The following is an 18,081-nucleotide window of genomic DNA, read 5'->3' as shown; positions in this document are numbered from 1 at the left end:
GTGGGAACGATTCTGGATCACAACTCAGCTGTACACCCGGCCAAGGAGCTGCCGATGGCTTTCAAACTGATCGAGCACATCGCGCGTGATCTGATCCTGCGTGAAGCCCATCAGGTCGTAATCCTGGCTGCCGTTGTGCAGATACACCTCGGCGCGGTAGTAACGCTGGCGCGCTTCATCGGACTGGGCCGATTCGGTCGGGGTCGCCAGATAGCCGTCCAGGCTCACTTCGTAGACAAAAGGGTTGCCCTCTTCCATTTCGACCCGCACGCCCATGCAGCGCTTGGATTTACCCAGCAACGTCTGCACTTCCAGACCCTGGGCACGCAGCTGCGCCGCCGCATCGTCCAGCGCCGGAGTCACGTGTTTGTCCATGAAACGCTGCACCACCGACTGGCTCGGTTGCAGGTCCAGTTGAGTCAGACGCTCGCTGAAACCACGACGACCGCGTTCAGCCAGTTGCGCTTGCTCCTGTTCGATCTGCGTATCCTGACGCATCGCCTTGTGCAGGCCGAACATGAAGAACACCAGCACCACCGAGAACGGCAGACCGGCCAGCACCACCATGGTCTGCATGGCTTCGAAGTTACCGGCGAACAGCAGGCCGATGGTCACCAGGGTGATCACGACCGACCAGAAGATGCGCAGCCAGTGCGGCGCGTCTTCGTCGACGGTGCCGCCCTTGCAGGAAAGGTTGGCCATCATCACCGCGCCGGAATCGGCAGGCGTCAGGAACAGCACGAAACCCACGAAGATCGACACACCGATCACGACTTTCGATGCCGGGTAGTGTTCCAGCAACTGATAGATCGCCATCGACGGCTGTTCCAGCGCCGTCTTGCCGAGTTCGACTGCGCCCTGGTTCATCACCAGATCCAGCGCCGAGTTACCGAAGATCGACAGCCACGCCAGGGTGAAGCCCAGCGGAATCAGCAGCACGCCGGCCACCAGTTCACGCACGGTACGACCACGGGAAATACGCGCAATGAACATGCCTACGAATGGCGCCCAGGAAATCCACCAGGCCCAGTAGAACAGAGTCCACAGGCCCAGCCAGCGGTCGGACTTGGCGCTGTCGCCTTCATAGACGTACAGGTCGAAGGTCTTCATGACCACGCCGTTGAGGTAGTCACCGATGTTCTGCACGAAGCCGTTGAGCAGGTGCAGGGTCGGGCCGAACAGCAGCACGAAAATCAGCAGGCCGCTGAACAGGATGATGTTGAGGTTGGACAGACGACGGATGCCGTTTTCCACACCGGACACGGCAGCGATGGTCGCCACGGTGCTCATCACGATGATCACGATCAGCAGGTTGGTGTTGCTGTGCTCCATGCCGAACAGGTTTTCCAGGCCGGAGGACACTTGCAGCGAACCGATCCCCAGGTTGGTCACCAGACCCAGCAGGGTCACGAACATGCCGAAGCCGTCCACCGCATGACCGGCAGCGCCCTTGACCCAACGCTCGCCCGCCAGCGGGTACAGCGCCGAACGCAGCGCCAGCGGCTGGTTGTGACGGTAGGCGAAATAGGCAACGGCCAGACCGACCAGTGCGTAGATCGCCCAGCCGTGCAGGCCCCAGTGCAGGAAGGTCAGCTGAACAGCCTGACGCGCCGCCAGGTTGGTGGCCGAAGCACCTTCCGGCGGGTTGAAGTAATGATCCAGCGGCTCGGATGCGCCGAAGTACAGCAGCGAAATACCGATACCCGACGAGAACAGCATCCCCGCCCAGGCGCCGTAACTGAAATCAGGGGTATCGTCCTTGCCACCCAGTTTGAGTTTGCCGTAGGAGGAAAACGCCAGGCCCACCACAAACACCAGGTAAGCGGCGATCACCACCATGTAGTACCAGCCGAAGCTGCGGGACAACCAGGCCTGAGCCACTCCCAGCATTCTGCCGGCCTCTTGCGGGGCGATGATCAGAATGGCGGTCAACAACAGAATCAGCACGGTCGAGGTGTAGAACACCCAACCGTTGACCGTCACCTTCTCGGGCGGGGTCTTTATAAGCGAGGCAGAACTCATGGCACAAATGCTCCAGGCAGTGCGAGAGAAGAACACAAGGCAACACGGAACCCGACCAATCGGTTAGTTGGCAGCCGACCGGCGGGTGATATAAAGACACCCCGAAAAAAGCCCGAACCTGCAGAGATGGCATCGCGAATCGCCGTCGTGGCCGGGGTCCGGACGTTCATCCGAAACCTGGCCGTGAGCGTCTTGCCCATTCAACACGTCCATCGAACGTCGAACCGCGCCTTGCCCCGCGCAGGTTTCGAGCATTTTCGGATGTCGGTTTATCGCCACTTACTCGTAGGAAAAATCTGTAGGCAGCGACGATTTGTCGCAGATCTTATTCTTTGTTGATTGAACGTTCAATCAAAACAAAATAGACTGGCCCTCGATCCGATCGGCGTTCATCGCCTGTCGGAAGGCCTAAGGAGATGTGCAAGATGCCCAAGGTCGGTATGCAACCCATCCGCCGCCAACAACTGATCGAAGCCACTTTGCAGGCCGTCGATCAGGTCGGAATGGGGGACGCCAGCATTGCGCTGATCGCCCGTCTGGCCGGTGTCTCGAATGGCATCATCAGTCACTATTTTCAGGACAAGAACGGCCTGATCGCCGCCACGATGCGGTATCTGATGAGCGTCCTCAGCGAGAACGTCACCCTGCGCCGTCAGGCGCTGGCAGACAGCAGCCCCCGGGCGCATCTGCAGGTGATCATCGAAGGCAACTTCGACGCCAGCCAGGTCAATGGCCCGGCAATGAAAACCTGGCTGGCCTTCTGGGCCACCAGCATGCACCAGCCGTCTTTGCACAGGTTGCAGCGGATCAACGATCACCGTCTGTATTCCAACCTGTGCTGCGAGTTCCGCCGTGTACTGCCGCTCGAAGACGCGCGCAGCGCCGCCCGTGGACTGGCAGCTCTGATTGACGGCTTGTGGTTGCGCGGCGCGCTGTCGGGAGACGCTTTCGACACTGCGCAGGCGCAACAGATCGCTTACGAATACATGGATTTCCAATTGGCCAAGAAGGTGAGCCAGAGCACATAGAAAACGCTCGGCCCCTGAACGCCGCCGCAGCCTGATCGCGGTGGCCAAGGCCAACCACTTATGCACTTGCGAGGACACTATGGCCCGTTTCGAACTGCAAAAACTCTACATCGATGGCGCGTACTCCGACGCCGGCAGCGATGCCACCTTCGAAGCCATCAACCCGGCTAACGGTGAAGTCCTCGCACACGTGCAACGTGCGACCAAGGAAGACGTCGAGCGCGCGGTGGTCAGCGCCGAAAAGGGCCAGAAAATCTGGGCCGCGATGACCGCCATGGAGCGTTCGCGCATCCTGCGTCGCGCCGTCGACATCCTGCGCGAGCGCAACGATGAACTGGCTGCCCTGGAAACCCTGGACACCGGTAAAGCGTTCTCCGAAACCAAATACGTCGACATCGTCACCGGCGCCGACGTGCTGGAATACTACGCAGGCCTGGTACCCGCCATCGAAGGCGAACAGATCCCGCTGCGTGATACCTCTTTCGTCTACACCCGTCGCGAGCCGCTGGGCGTCGTCGCCGGCATCGGCGCGTGGAACTACCCGATCCAGATCGCCCTGTGGAAATCCGCGCCAGCCCTGGCGGCCGGTAACGCGATGATCTTCAAGCCAAGCGAAGTCACCTCGCTGACCACCCTGAAACTGGCCGAGATCTACACCGAAGCAGGCCTGCCGAACGGCGTGTTCAACGTCCTGACCGGCAGCGGCCGTGAAGTCGGCACCTGGCTGACCGAGCACCCGCGCATCGAGAAAATCTCCTTCACCGGCGGCACCGACACCGGCAAGAAGGTCATGGCCAGCGCTTCGGCCTCGTCGCTCAAAGACGTGACCATGGAGCTGGGCGGCAAGTCCCCGCTGATCATCTGCGACGACGCCGATCTGGATCGCGCCGCCGACACCGCGATGATGGCCAACTTCTACAGCTCCGGTCAGGTCTGCACCAACGGCACTCGCGTGTTCGTGCCGAGCCACCTGAAAGCCGCTTTCGAAGCCAAGATCGTCGAGCGCGTCGCCCGCATCCGCGTTGGCAACCCGGAAAACGAAAACACCAACTTCGGCCCGCTGGTCAGCTTCGCGCACATGGAAAACGTGCTGGGCTACATCGCCAAGGGTAAAGAAGAAGGCGCCCGCGTTCTGTGCGGCGGCGAGCGCATGACCGACGGCGAATTCGCCAAGGGCGCGTTCGTGGCACCGACCGTGTTCACCGACTGCACCGACGACATGACCATCGTCCGTGAAGAAATCTTCGGCCCGGTGATGTCGATCCTGACCTACGAAACCGAAGAAGAAGTGATCCGCCGCGCCAACGACACCGACTTCGGCCTGGCCGCCGGTATCGTCACCCGCGACCTGAACCGCGCCCACCGCATCATCCATCAGCTGGAAGCCGGTATCTGCTGGATCAACGCCTGGGGCGAGTCCGACGCAAAAATGCCGGTTGGCGGTTACAAGCAGTCGGGCGTCGGTCGTGAGAACGGCATCAGCTCGCTGAACAACTTCACTCGCATCAAATCGGTACAGGTCGAGCTGGGCGATTACGTCTCGGTGTTCTGATCCGACGCAACGTTGAAGTCGGGGCCTTTGTGGCGAGGGAGCTTGCTCCCGCCAGGTTGCGAAGCGGCCCCGACTCCAGACATCGCGTTTATCCAGACAGAGCACGGTCGCAGATTTTGCGACTGCTGCGCAGCCGAGCGGGAGCAAGCTCCCTCGCCACAATAATTGGCTATTCGGCGACCTGACCAACTTTCAAAGAGGGTGCATTCAATGTCCCATGAATTCGATTACATCATTGTGGGTGCCGGTTCTGCCGGTAACACGCTGGCGACCCGCCTGACTGAAGACGAAGGCGTCACCGTTCTGCTGCTCGAAGCCGGCGGCCCGGACTACCGTTTCGACTTCCGCACGCAAATGCCGGCCGCACTGGCGTTCCCGCTGCAAGGCCGTCGCTACAACTGGGCGTACGAAACCGATCCGGAGCCACACATGGACGGTCGTCGCATGGAGTGCGGTCGCGGCAAGGGTCTCGGCGGTTCCTCGCTGATCAACGGCATGTGCTACATCCGTGGCAACGCGATGGACTACGACGGCTGGGCGAAACTGCCAGGCCTGGAAGACTGGACCTACCTCGACTGCCTGCCGTATTTCCGCAAGGCGGAAACCCGCGACATCGGCCCGAACGACTACCACGGTGGCGACGGCCCGGTCAGCGTGACCACGCCGAAAGCGGGCAACAACCCGCTGTTCAACGCCATGGTCGAAGCCGGCGTTCAAGCCGGTTACCCGCGCACCGAAGACTTGAACGGTTATCAGCAGGAAGGCTTCGGCCCGATGGACCGCACCGTGACGCCGAAAGGCCGTCGTGCTTCCACCGCCCGTGGTTATCTGGACACCGCCAAGAAGCGCTCGACCCTGACCATAGTCACTCACGCCCTGGCCGACAAGGTGCTGTTCGAAGGCAAGCGCGCCATTGGCGTGCGTTATCTGGTCGGCGCTGCCGAAGAGCGCGTTGAAGCCCGCGCCCGCAAGGAAGTCATCGTCTGCTCCGGCGCGATCGCCTCGCCGCAACTGCTGCAACGCTCCGGCGTCGGCCCGGCAAAACTGCTGGAAAGCCTCGACATCCCGGTCGTTCACGATCTGCCGGGCGTCGGCGAAAACCTGCAGGACCACCTCGAGCTGTACCTGCAATACGCTTGCACCCAACCGGTCTCGCTGTACCCGTCGCTGCTCTGGTACAACCAGCCGGCCATCGGTGCCGAGTGGCTGTTCAACGGCACCGGCATCGGCGCCAGCAACCAGTTCGAAGCCGGCGGTTTCATCCGCACCCGTCCGGAATTCGAATGGCCGAACATCCAGTACCACTTCCTGCCGGTGGCGATCAACTACAACGGCAGCAACGGCGTACAGGAACACGGCTTCCAAGCGCACATGGGCTCCATGCGTTCGCCGAGCCGTGGTCGCATCCAGTTGAAATCCAAGGATCCGCGCCAGCACCCGAGTATCCTGTTCAACTACATGGCCACCGAGCAGGACTGGCAAGAGTTCCGTGACGGCATCCGTCTGACCCGTGAAATCATGCAGCAGCCTGCGCTGGACGCCTTCCGTGGCCGTGAAATCAGCCCGGGTATCGAAGTGCAAACCGATGAGCAACTGGACAAGTTCATCCGCGAGCACGCCGAAACCGCGTTCCACCCATCCTGCTCGTGCAAGATGGGCACCGACGAAATGGCGGTCGTGGACGGTCAGGGCCGCGTGCATGGCATGCAGGGTCTGCGTGTGGTCGACGCCTCGATCATGCCGATCATCACCACCGGTAACCTGAACGCACCGACGATCATGATGGCCGAGAAAATCGCCGACAAGATCCGTGGCCGTCAGCCGTTGCCACGCAGCAAGGCGCCGTACTACGTCGCCGGCGATGCGCCGGTGAAAGGCAAGGCGCTGCGTGAAGTGAGTGCTGTTGCTCAGTAACTCGGCTACACCGCATCAAGGCTAATCGCGAGCAGGCTCTCCCACATTTGGAATGCATTTCAACTGTGGGAGCGAGCCTGCTCCGGGCGGCGTTCCGACGATGAGGCCCTACTAATCACCACCTATCTCCCTGTTTCACAGTAAATCCTCCTACACCCCCTCTTCACTTGATCCTACCCCCACGCAGGCCTACTCTAGTCCTCGCGCAACCGTTTCACCCCTCCCCGCCGAATCCGCTTCGCCGTTACTCCCATAACAAGGAGGTTCCCTGATGTTCGATTTCCACCCCCGGCTCAAGCAGCGCTTCGCTGCCTTGCGCACGGGCGCCGAGTTTTTTTCCCTGCGGTATGTACGCGAATCCGGCCAGTACCTGTCAGTGCGCAAGAACGTCGCCGAACCACCGAGCCTGAGCCGCGATGAAGGCGCGATGCTCACCGTCCGGGTCAACGGCGTCGAAGCCTACGCAGCGACCAATGATCTGTCGCAACAAGGTCTGCAAGCCGCCCTCGAACGCGCCGAGCAGCAGGCCCGGCGAATCAAGCCCCACGCCCTGCTCGACCTGAGCCACCAGCCGGTTTCCGGCGACCGCGCCGATTACTTTTCACCCAATCTGCAACAACCCTTTGCCTCCCTGAGCGAATGCTTCGAGCTGCTCGGCGCGGAATCCGCCTCGGTGCCCAAGGATGAGCGCCTGGTGAATTGGGAAGTGAGCCTGGGCATCACCCACGTCGAACAGATCTACCTCAGCAGCGCCGGGGCCGAATTGCGCCAGGCCCAGCGCTTCGTCTATCCGGGCCTGGACGTCACCGCCTACGACGGCAGCGACAGCCAGACCCGCAGCCTCGGCCGCGAAAACTTCGGTCAGCAAGGTGGCGCTGACGTGATCAGCCGCTGCGGCCTGATCGGCGCCGGCCCGCAAGTCGCCGATCAGGCGCTGCAACTGCTGCTCGCGCCGAACACCCCTCAAGGCCCCCGCGATCTGCTGCTGATGCCCGACCAGATGATGCTGCAGATCCACGAATCCATCGGCCACCCGCTGGAACTCGACCGCATACTCGGCGACGAGCGTAATTACGCCGGCACCAGTTTCGTCAAAGCCTCGGATTTCGGCAGCCTGCAATACGGCTCGAAACTGCTCAACGTGACCTTCGATCCGGACATCCCCGAAGAACTGGCCAGTTACGGCCACGATGACGACGGCTCCAAGGCCAGCAAACAGTTCCTGATTCGCGAGGGCCTGCTGGTACGGCCGTTGGGCGGAGCGCTTTCACAGTTCCGCACCGGTCTCGACGGCGTCGCCAACAGCCGCGCCTGCGGCTGGAACCGACCGCCGATCGACCGCATGGCCAACCTCAACATCGAGCCGGGCGACCAGTCGCTGGAACAGCTGATCGGCGGCATCGAGCACGGCATTCTGATGAGCACCAACCGTTCGTGGTCGATCGACGACGCACGCAACAAATTCCAGTTCGGTTGCGAATGGGGCCAGCTGATCGAAAACGGTGAACTCAAGGGTGTGGTGAAGAATCCGAACTACCGGGGCATTTCCGCACACTTCTGGAAGAGCCTGCGCGCCGTGGGCAACGCCGGCACCACCCGGGTACTGGGCACGCCGAATTGCGGCAAGGGCGAACCGAACCAGGTGATCCGCGTCGGCCATGCTTCACCGGCCTGCGTGTTCAGCAATGTTGATGTGTTTGGGGGAGACGCCTGATGAGTATTTCCAAAAGCCAGGTCGAGACCTTCAAGGTGCTGGTCAACTGGCTGCGCGATGCCGTGCGCGAGCCGGAACAGTTCACCCTGAGTTACGACGCCGAATCGTCGGCCTTCGTACGCTTCAACCACGCCAAAGTGCGTCAGGCCGGACAAGTCCAGCAGGCGACCATCGGCCTGAAACTGATCGACGACGGCCGCCATGCCGACCTGCACATCACCCTCTCCGGCGAGCAGTCCACCGACCTGCAACGGCTGGCCGAGGGCCTGCAACAACTGCGCGAAACCCTGCCGCTGCTGCCACAGGATCCCTACCTGCTGCTCAACCACGACGACTGGCAGAGCCAGAATGTGCAGGAATATCCGCTGCCGGACACCGAGCAGGTGGTCGCTGAAATCGCCCAGGCAGCCGAAGGCCTGGATCTGGTCGGCTTCTATGCCGCCGGTCCCATCAGCCGCGGCTTCGCCAGTTCTTCCGGCGCGTTCGGCTGGCATCAGGCCAACAGCTTCAACTTCGACTTCAGCCTGTTTCACGAGAACGGCGAAGCGGTGAAAGCCAGCTACGCCGGGCACGCGTGGAGCAGCGAAGGTTTCGCCGCACGTTTCCGGCAGGCCCGCGAGCAGCTCGAGTTTCTCGCACGACCGTTGCGCACCCTGCCACCCGGCCAATACCGCGCCTATCTGGCACCGGCAGCGCTGGAAGAAATCATGGGCATGTTGTGCTGGGGCGGTTTCTCGGCGCAGTCGATTGCCAGCAAGAGCAGTCCGCTGCAAAAGCTGTATGCCGGCGATCAGGCGTTCAGCCCGCTGGTGACCCTCGACGAAAAAGTCAGCGGCTCACTGAGCCCGGCGTTTTCCGGCGAAGGTTATCCGCGCAGCGATCTGCGGTTGATCATCGAAGGCAAAGCGGGCGATCAGTTGGTGGGTTCACGCAGCGCCGCCGAATATGGTCTGACGGCCAACGGCGCCAGCGGCGGAGAATCACCCAGCGCCTTGAACATGGGGGCGGGCGACCTGCCGCAAGCCGAGATTCTCAAGCAGTTGGGCACCGGTCTGTACATCAGCAATCTGTGGTACCTGAATTTCTCCGATCAACCGGCAGCGCGCCTGACCGGCATGACGCGGTTTGCCACGTTCTGGGTAGAAAACGGCGAGATCCAGGCGCCGGTCAGCACCATGCGTTTCGACGACAGCGCCTACAGCCTGCTGGGTTCGCAGCTGGAAGCGTTGACCGCCGAGCGGGAGTTGCTGCTGTCGCCGAGTACCTACAGTCAGCGCAATACCTCGTCGGCATTGCTGCCGGGGGCGCTGGTGAGCCGATTGACCTTGACCTTGTAAAAGCAGCACGCAACAACTGTGGCGAGGGAGCTTGCTCCCGCCGGGCTGCTCAGCAGCCCCAATACCTGCCGATGCGACTTTCCAGCAATACCGCACCGGCCGGATTTACGACGGCTTCACCGTCGAGCGGGAGCAAGCTCCCTCGCCACAGACTTTAAGGTTCAGTCATGCATTCGGACTAACAAGCCACCAGAGGTTCCATGCCCAACCGCCCGCCGCTCGACGCCATCACCGCCCGCTGGTTGCCGTGGGTCGTCGCCATCGCGTTCTTCATGCAATCCCTCGACGGGACCATCCTCAACACCGCCCTGCCGGCCATGGCTCGGGACCTGGCCGAAGACCCGCTGCGGATGCAGGGCGTGGTCATTGCCTACATGCTCACCGTCGCGTTGCTGATTCCGGCCTCGGGCTGGATCGCCGACCGCTTCGGCACCAAGAAGATCTTCTTCGGTGCGATCCTGCTGTTCAGCATCGGCTCGCTGCTCTGCGCCCTGTCGAGCAGCCTGACCATGCTGGTCGGCGCCCGGGTGATCCAGGGCCTGGGCGGGGCACTGATGCTGCCGGTCGGGCGATTGGTGGTGCTGCGCGCTTACCCGCGCTCGGAGCTGGTGCGGATCATGGGCTTCATCACCATTCCCGGCCTGCTCGGCCCGCTGATCGGCCCGACCATGGGCGGCTGGATGGTGCAGTACCTGACGTGGCACTGGATCTTCCTGATCAACCTGCCGGTCGGCGTCATCGGTTGCTACGCGGTGTGGAAGTTCATTCCCGACCTGCGCGGCACCGAGCGCACACGCTTCGATAGCCTCGGTTTCCTGCTGTTCGGCGCAGCGATGATTCTGATCACCATCGCCATGGAAGGCCTTGGCGAATTGCATCTGCCGCACCTGCGGGTGATGTTGCTGCTGTTCGGTGGCATGGCCTGTCTGGCCGCGTACTGGTTGCGCGCCGGGCGGGTCGAGAATCCGTTGTTCGCGCCTTCGCTGTTCAAGACCCGGACGTTTGCGGTGGGGATCATCGGTAACCTGTTCGCCCGTCTGGGCAGCGGCGCGTTGCCGTTTCTGGTGCCGTTGCTGCTGCAGGTGGCGCTGGGTTATTCACCTTCGCAGGCCGGGATGAGCATGCTGCCGCTGGCCGCCGCAGCGATGTTTGCCAAGTGGATGGCGCGGCCGCTGATCGAACGTCTCGGTTATCGCATCGTGCTCACCGGCAACACGCTGGCGTTGGGGATCATGCTGGCGAGCATGGGCCTGGTCAGCGAGCAGACGCCGTATTGGCTGCTGTTGTGCCTGCTGGCGATTCTCGGCGCGATCAACTCGCTGCAGTTCACCGCGATGAACACCGTGACCCTGATCGACCTCGACGACGCCAGCGCCAGCAGCGGCAACAGTCTGCTGTCGGTGGTTGCGCAGTTGTCGCTGAGTCTCGGGGTGGCCTGCGCCGGTGCCCTGCTCGGCGGCTTCACGGCGGAAATCGGCAATGATGGCGTTGAAACCGTGCTGGGCGCGTTCCAGCTGACGTTCGTGACCGTGGGTGTCATGGCGATGCTGGCGGCGACCATCTTCTCGCAACTCTCGAAAGAAGACGGTCGGCGCGCGAAACGGCCGGAAGAACACATCGAACATTGATCTGTGGGGAGCGGCTTCTGTGGCGCGGGAGCTTGCTCCCGCTGGACTGCGCAGCAGTCCCCTGCTTTTTCAGTAGAAAAGCGAGGGCCGCTTCGCGCCCCGACGGGAGCAAGCTTCCTCGCCACGGGCAAGTCCTGTCACCTGGGTTTTCGTCGCTGTTCGTCCAGAACTTTCGAGGAAAGTGGCACGGGGCTGCTACACTGCGCGACATTTTGTTTTGCAGGCCAGTCCCGTGACCACCATCGCCACCGCTTTTAATACTTTGCCGCTGTCCGCCGCCATGCTGGCTAACCTCGAATCCCTCGGTTATGCCCAGATGACGCCGATCCAGGCGCAGAGCTTGCCGGTGATCCTCAAGGGGATGGACCTGATCGCCCAGGCCAAGACCGGCAGCGGCAAGACCGCCGCATTCGGCATCGGCCTGCTGAACCCGATCAATCCGCGCTACTTCGGTTGCCAGGCACTGGTCATTTGCCCGACCCGCGAGCTGGCCGACCAGGTCGCCAAGGAAATCCGCCGTCTGGCCCGCGCCGAAGACAACATCAAGGTCCTGACCCTGTGCGGCGGCGTGCCGTTCGGCCCGCAGATCGGTTCGCTGGAGCACGGCGCGCACGTCATCGTCGGCACTCCGGGGCGTATCCAGCAGCACCTGCGCAAGGGTTCGCTGGCGCTCGACGGCCTGAACACGCTGGTCCTCGACGAAGCCGACCGCATGCTCGACATGGGTTTTTACGATGCCATCGAAGACATCATCCAGCAGACCCCGGAACGTCGTCAGACCCTGTTGTTCTCGGCCACCTACCCGGTGGGCATCAAGCAATTGGCGTCGAAATTCATGCGTGATCCGCAAACGGTGAAGGCCGAAGCGTTTCACGACGACACCCAGATCGAACAGCGCTTCTACGAGATCTCCCCGGAAGAGCGCATGAGCGCGGTGACCAAGGTCCTGCACCACTTCCGTCCGGCCTCCACCGTGGCCTTCTGCTTCACCAAGCAGCAGGTGCAGGAAACCGTCGATCACCTGACCTCCAAGGGCATTTCCGCCGTCGGCCTGCACGGCGATCTGGAACAGCGTGACCGCGACCAGGTACTGGCGATGTTCGCCAACCGCAGCACTTCGGTGCTGGTGGCCACTGACGTCGCGGCCCGTGGCCTGGACATCGATTCGCTGGACATGGTGATCAACGTCGAGCTGGCCCGGGATTCGGAAATCCACATTCACCGCGTCGGCCGTACCGGTCGTGCCGGCGAGAAAGGCATCGCGGTCAGCCTGGTGGCGCCGTCGGAAGCGCACCGCGCCCAGGCCATCGAACAACTGCAGAAAACCCCGCTGAACTGGGATCAGGTGGACAACCTGAAATCCCAGGGCGGTGCCCCGCTGCAACCGCCGATGAGCACGCTGTGCATCGCCGGCGGACGCAAGGACAAGGTGCGTCCGGGTGACATTCTCGGTGCACTGACCGGTGAGGCCGGGATTCTGGGCACCCAGGTCGGCAAGATCGCAATCTTCGACTTCCAGTCCTACGTGGCCGTTGAACGCACCGTGGTCATGCAGGCGCTGCAGCGCTTGAACAACGGCAAGATCAAGGGTCGTTCGCTGCGCGTTCGCGTCCTCTGACCTGAACGTTACCGAAACCGATACTGATCGTTGTGTGAGGACACCGTTTTGCGCTCTACCGAAGTCGTGATCATTGGCGCCGGCGCCGCAGGGTTGATGTGTGCACTGACCGCCGCAGGGCGCGGGCGTCAGGTGTTGCTGCTTGACCACGCGAACAAGGCCGGCAAGAAAATCCTGATGTCCGGCGGCGGGCGCTGCAACTTCACCAACCTGTACACCGAGCCGGGCAATTTTCTTTCGCAGAATCCACACTTCTGCAAGTCCGCGCTGGCCCGCTACACCCAGTGGGATTTCATCGGCATGGTCGCCAAGCATGGCGTGCCGTATCACGAGAAAAAACTCGGTCAGCTGTTCTGTGATAACAAGTCCAGCGACATCCTTGGCATGCTGCTGGACGAGTGCGATCAGGTTGGCGTCAACCTGCACCTCGACACCTCGATCCAGACTATCGAGAAAGTCGAAGGCGGTTATCTGCTCGACACCACCCTCGGCCAGATCCAGTGTCAGTCGCTGGTGATCGCTACTGGCGGCCTGTCGATCCCGACGTTGGGCGCCACCGGTTTCGGCTATCAGGTCGCCAAGCAATTCGGCCACGACCTGCTGCCGACCCGCGCCGGTCTGGTGCCGTTCACCATCACCGATCAGCTCAAGGATCTGTGCACCGAACTGTCCGGCACCTCGGTGGATTGCCTGGTCAGCTGCAACGACCAGAGCTTTCGCGAGAACATCCTGTTCACTCACCGTGGCCTGAGCGGCCCGGCGATTCTGCAGATTTCCTCGTTCTGGGAGCCGGGCGACACGGTCGAGATCAACCTGCTGCCCGATCACGACGCCGCAAGCTGGCTGCAACAGCAGACCGCCGAGCGCCCGAACAGCGAACTGAAAACCCTGCTCGGCGAAATCTTCACCAAGAAGATGGCCAACCTGCTGGCGGACAACTGGTTCGTCTCCAAACCGATGAAGCAATACACCCACGCCGAACTGGCGGACATCGCCGAGAAGCTCGGCAGCTGGAAAGTCGTCCCTGCCGGCACCGAAGGCTATCGCACCGCCGAAGTGACCCTCGGCGGTGTCGACACCCGCGAAGTGTCGTCCAAGACCATGGAATCGCTGAAAAGCCCGGGCCTGTACTTTGTCGGCGAAGTGCTGGATGTCACCGGACATCTGGGCGGCTTCAACTTTCAGTGGGCCTGGGCATCGGGTTACGCGGCGGCGCAGTACGTCTGATCCAAAGCCATATACAAAACCCTGTGGGAGCGAGCTTGCTCGCGAATGCAATCTGTCAGTCGACACATATGTTGAATGACATACCGCTTTCGCGAGCAAGCTCGCTCCCACAGTGGTATGTGGTGCATGAAAGGAACACTTTTTGCTGTCCGATGTGATCGGCGCCATTGCGTCGACGTCATTACTGGCTCAATTTAGCGGCATCGCCTCGGAAGGCCTTCGCACTTCATGTCCTCGACCTCGTTTCGTCAGTCTTTGCGGCGCCTGTGGGCGCTGGATAAATTCAGCTACAGCGTGCGGGTGTTCATCGCCCTGACCGGCAGCATGGCGCTGTGTTGGTATCAGGATGAAATGGGGCTGCTGATCCCGTTGTTCCTCGGGATCATCGCCAGCGCCCTGGCCGAGACCGACGACAGCTGGCAGGGCCGCCTCAATGCACTGGCGGTGACGCTGGTGTGTTTCAGCGTCGCGGCACTGTCGGTGGAACTGCTCTTCCCCTACCCCATCGTTTTTGTCATCGCCCTGGCGCTGGCCAGTTTCGGCCTGACCATGCTCGGTGCGCTCGGCGAGCGTTACGGGGCGATTGCCTCGGCGACGTTGATTCTCTCCGTCTACACCATGATCGGCGTGGATCAGCGCGGTGGGGCAGTCACGGATTTCTGGCACGAACCGATGCTGCTGGTGGCCGGTGCCGCGTGGTACGGCTTGCTGTCGGTGCTGTGGCAGGCGATGTTTTCCAATCAGCCGGTGCAGCAGAGCCTGGCGCGGCTGTTCCGTGAACTGGGTTATTACCTGAAGCTGAAAGCCTCGCTGTTCGAGCCGATCCGTCAGCTGGATGTCGAAGCGCGGCGCCTGGAACTGGCCCAGCAAAACGGCCGCGTCGTCGCGGCACTGAACAGCGCCAAGGAAATCATTCTCCATCGGGTCGGCAATGGCCGCCCCGGCTCGAAAGTCAGTCGTTACCTCAAACTGTACTTTCTGGCGCAGGACATCCACGAACGCGCCAGCTCTTCGCACTACCCTTACAACGCACTGGCCGAAGCGTTTTTCCACAGCGACGTGCTGTTCCGCTGCCAGCGTCTGTTGCGCCAGCAAGGCAAGGCCTGCCGGGCGCTGGCCGAATCGATCCAGATGCGCCAGCCGTTCGTCTACGACGCCAGTTTTGCCGAAGCCCTGAACGACCTGCACGCCTCCCTCGAACACCTGCGCATCCAGAGCAACCCGGCCTGGCGCGGCCTGTTGCGTTCGCTGCGGGCGCTGGCGGCCAACCTCGGCACCCTCGACCGCTTGCTCAGCGACGCGAGCAACCCTGACGCATTGGCCGATGCCACCGACAGCAGCCTGCTCGACCGCTCGCCGCGCAACTTCAAGGATGTGCTGACTCGACTGCGCACCCAACTGACACCGACGTCATTGCTGTTCCGTCACGCCCTGCGCCTGCCGCTGGCGTTGAGCATCGGGTATGGCATGGTGCATCTGATTCACCCGTCGCAAGGCTACTGGATCATCCTCACCACACTGTTCGTCTGCCAGCCGAACTACGGCGCCACCCGGCGCAAGCTCGGCCAGCGGATTCTCGGCACCGCCATCGGCCTGACCATCGCCTGGGCGCTGTTCGATCTGTTCCCCAGCCCGCTGGTGCAGTCGTGTTTCGCCATCGCCGCCGGTGTGGTGTTCTTTACCAACCGCACGACCCGCTACACCGTAGCCACCGCGGCGATCACGATCATGGTGCTGTTCTGCTTCAACCAGGTCGGCGACGGCTACGGGCTATTCGTGCCACGGCTGTTCGATACCCTGCTCGGCAGTCTGATCGCGGGGCTGACCGTATTTCTGTTCCTGCCGGACTGGCAGGGTCGGCGCCTGAACAAGGTGCTGGCCAACACCCTGACCTGCAACAGCATCTACCTGCGCCAGATCATGCAGCAATACGCCGCCGGCAAGAGCGACGACCTCGCCTATCGCCTCGCCCGGCGCAACGCGCACAACGCCGACGCGGCGCTGTCCACCACACTGGCGAACATGCTGATGGAGCCGGGGCATTTCCGTAAAGAAGCCGATGTCGGTTTCCGCTTCCTGGTGCTGTCGCACACCTTGCTCAGCTACCTGTCGGGCCTTGGCGCGCACCGGGAAACCCAGTTGCCGGCCGAGGTGCGTGAGCATCTGATCGATGGCGCGGGGGTGAAACTGGCCAGCAGTATCGACGAAATCGCCCAGGGCCTGGCGAGCAAAACGCCGATCGCAATCCAGAGCGATGAAGAAGAAGCGCTGGCCAACGAGCTTGAGCAAATGCCCGACGAGATCGACGAAGGCCAGCGACTGGTGCAGACGCAACTGGCGCTGATCTGCCGTCAGCTTGGCCCGTTGCGGACACTGGCGGCGCACCTGATCAAGGAGGTTTAAAGCGGTCGTTCGAAGCTATCCTCTACATGCCGTGCTGCCTCAGCAACCTGTCATAGCTGCCATCAGCCTTCATCGCCGCAATGGCCTTGTCGAACCCGGCCACGATTTTTGCGTGCTCCGGGTTTTTCAGGCTGACCAGAATGTGCAGGCTGTTTTCGCTCAATGGTTTGGGCAGGAACTCCACGGCGTTGCGCACCTTGGGTGATTCCCGTGCCAGGTAATAACGGGCGACGTATTCGTCTTCCAGGGTCAGCTTGACCCGGTCCGCCGCCAGCATGCGCACGGCCATGGCGAAGTTATGCACAGGAACCTTCTGCAATGCGGTGTCGGCATCGAACGGCGCCGAATAGGCGTAGCCGCGCACCACCGCAACCGGGTAGGTGTGCAGCTCCTGCAAATTGTTGTATTCGATGGGCGTGTCCTTGCGCTTGAGAAAACGCACGCGGTTGAGCAGGTACTCGTCGGAAAACTGTCCCAGTTTCGTGCGCTCGTCGTTGTACCAGGCGTTGACCAGCACGTCGTAACGCCCCTCGCCAATGCCGAGCATGGCCCGCGCCCATGGCACCTGTTCATAGTCACTCGCATAGCCGGCCCGGGCCAGGGCCGTACTGACGATGTCCGTGGCCAACCCGCCGTTGACCAGCGTGACATCGGTAAAGGGCGGCCAGATGTCGAACACCAGGCGCAGTTTTTCCGCTGCAGCGCTTTGACCCAGCAACAGCAATCCGATCAAAGCCAACGCTCGATGCAATCGCGGCATGCTTGAAAATCCTTAGCGGGCGGGCCGCCGGCGTGTTTTCAGTCAAAACCCCAAGATCCCCCCAACGGCGAGTCCCAGGCCCTAACATTAGCTCATTGAAGCCGTTGCACAGCGCTTCCCAGCAGATTACACAAAGATGTCGGCACCGCCAGAAGGGAATGATGGCATTTTGGCCTTTGTCACAGATTTCTCAGCCATGCAGACATATTTCGACGTGGCGCTTAGTATCGAGCGACGACGTTCAAGGAATCGGAAGATGACAATCGAGTGGGTCTGCAAACATCACAGCGATCTGGGGCTGGAACAGCTGTACGCCCTTTTGAAATTGCGCTCGGAAGTGTTCGTGGTCGAACAGCGTTGCGCCTACCTGGACCCCGACGGCCAGGATCTGGACGGTGATACCTGCCATTTGATGGGCTGGGACGGCGATCAACTGGTGGCGTATCTGCGTTTGCTGGATCCTGAATCCCAGGGCGGTGACGTAGTGATCGGCCGCGTGCTGACGGCTCCGGCGGGACGGGGCAAAGGGCTGGGCCACGAAATGATGGAACAGGCGCTGAAACAGGCCGAGAAGCGCTGGCCGGAAGTGCCGATCTATCTGTCGGCCCAGGCGCATTTGCAGGGGTATTACGGGCGGTACGGGTTTGTGGTGGCGGGTGAGGAGTATCTGGAGGATGACATTCCGCACATAGGGATGCGTCGCTCCTGAGCTGTCGCTCGGCTGATGATCGCGGCCCTCACCCCAGCCCTCTCCCAGAGGTAGAGGGGGCCTACCGAGGTGTCTCTAGCTATACGGCGACCTGAGCGAGCTTGGCGATTATGGATTCACAAGCGTTGGTGCACGTCGGCGAATCTCTCCAATATCCCCCAATCGGCGC

At 61.9% G+C, this 18,081-nt stretch carries 12 protein-coding genes; 10 read left to right on the top strand and 2 right to left on the bottom strand.

Annotated features, from left to right (window positions below):
* Positions 1–24: 24 nt before the first annotated feature.
* Entirely contained in the window at positions 25–2,022 is a 1,998-nt protein-coding gene (betT, locus tag BBF94_RS21675) for a choline BCCT transporter BetT (protein WP_065261011.1), read from the bottom strand.
* 425 nt (positions 2,023–2,447) lie between these two features.
* On the opposite strand from betT, the gene betI reads away from it, so the two are divergent.
* The 9 genes from betI (at position 2,448) to yccS (ending at position 16,443) form a co-directional block, all read left to right on the top strand.
* A complete protein-coding gene (gene betI, locus BBF94_RS21670) occupies positions 2,448–3,050 on the top strand; it encodes a transcriptional regulator BetI (protein ID WP_065261010.1) in 603 nt (200 codons plus the stop codon).
* Between the two features lie 79 nt (positions 3,051–3,129).
* Complete coding sequence (betB, locus tag BBF94_RS21665; RefSeq protein ID WP_065261009.1) at positions 3,130–4,602, top strand: betaine-aldehyde dehydrogenase; 1,473 nt, start codon at positions 3,130–3,132, stop codon at positions 4,600–4,602.
* A gap of 210 nt (positions 4,603–4,812) precedes the next feature.
* A complete protein-coding gene (betA, locus tag BBF94_RS21660; RefSeq protein WP_065261008.1) occupies positions 4,813–6,516 on the top strand; it encodes a choline dehydrogenase in 1,704 nt (567 codons plus the stop codon).
* Positions 6,517–6,787: 271 nt separating this feature from the next.
* Positions 6,788–8,230, top strand: a complete 1,443-nt coding sequence (locus BBF94_RS21655) for a TldD/PmbA family protein (protein ID WP_065261007.1) — start codon at positions 6,788–6,790, stop codon at positions 8,228–8,230.
* Positions 8,230–9,567 carry a TldD/PmbA family protein gene (locus tag BBF94_RS21650; protein ID WP_065261006.1) on the top strand — a complete coding sequence of 446 codons (1,338 nt, stop codon included), beginning with the start codon at positions 8,230–8,232 and terminating at the stop codon, positions 9,565–9,567. Before BBF94_RS21655 ends, BBF94_RS21650 begins: the two co-directional genes overlap by 1 nt.
* A gap of 200 nt (positions 9,568–9,767) precedes the next feature.
* A complete protein-coding gene (gene mdtD, locus BBF94_RS21645) occupies positions 9,768–11,195 on the top strand; it encodes a multidrug transporter subunit MdtD (protein WP_065261005.1) in 1,428 nt (475 codons plus the stop codon).
* A gap of 232 nt (positions 11,196–11,427) precedes the next feature.
* Positions 11,428–12,813, top strand: a complete 1,386-nt coding sequence (gene dbpA, locus BBF94_RS21640) for an ATP-dependent RNA helicase DbpA (RefSeq protein ID WP_065261004.1) — start codon at positions 11,428–11,430, stop codon at positions 12,811–12,813.
* Between the two features lie 48 nt (positions 12,814–12,861).
* A complete protein-coding gene (locus tag BBF94_RS21635; RefSeq protein ID WP_065261003.1) occupies positions 12,862–14,040 on the top strand; it encodes a BaiN/RdsA family NAD(P)/FAD-dependent oxidoreductase in 1,179 nt (392 codons plus the stop codon).
* Positions 14,041–14,268: 228 nt separating this feature from the next.
* A complete protein-coding gene (gene yccS, locus BBF94_RS21630) occupies positions 14,269–16,443 on the top strand; it encodes a YccS family putative transporter (RefSeq protein ID WP_065261002.1) in 2,175 nt (724 codons plus the stop codon).
* A gap of 22 nt (positions 16,444–16,465) precedes the next feature.
* On the opposite strand, the gene BBF94_RS21625 is transcribed toward yccS, so the two are convergent.
* The gene (locus BBF94_RS21625; RefSeq protein ID WP_065261001.1) at positions 16,466–17,203 is read right to left on the bottom strand and encodes a substrate-binding periplasmic protein; all 738 of its coding nucleotides are present in this window, start codon (positions 17,201–17,203) and stop codon (positions 16,466–16,468) included.
* A gap of 256 nt (positions 17,204–17,459) precedes the next feature.
* On the opposite strand from BBF94_RS21625, the gene BBF94_RS21620 reads away from it, so the two are divergent.
* Entirely contained in the window at positions 17,460–17,912 is a 453-nt protein-coding gene (locus tag BBF94_RS21620; RefSeq protein WP_065261000.1) for a GNAT family N-acetyltransferase, read from the top strand.
* Positions 17,913–18,081 lie beyond the last annotated feature (169 nt).

The organism is Pseudomonas bananamidigenes, from assembly GCF_001679645.1.
Lineage (GTDB): Bacteria > Pseudomonadota > Gammaproteobacteria > Pseudomonadales > Pseudomonadaceae > Aquipseudomonas > Aquipseudomonas bananamidigenes.
Note: the sequence above shows the minus strand (reverse complement) of the source record. Positions and strands in the feature narration are given on the sequence as shown.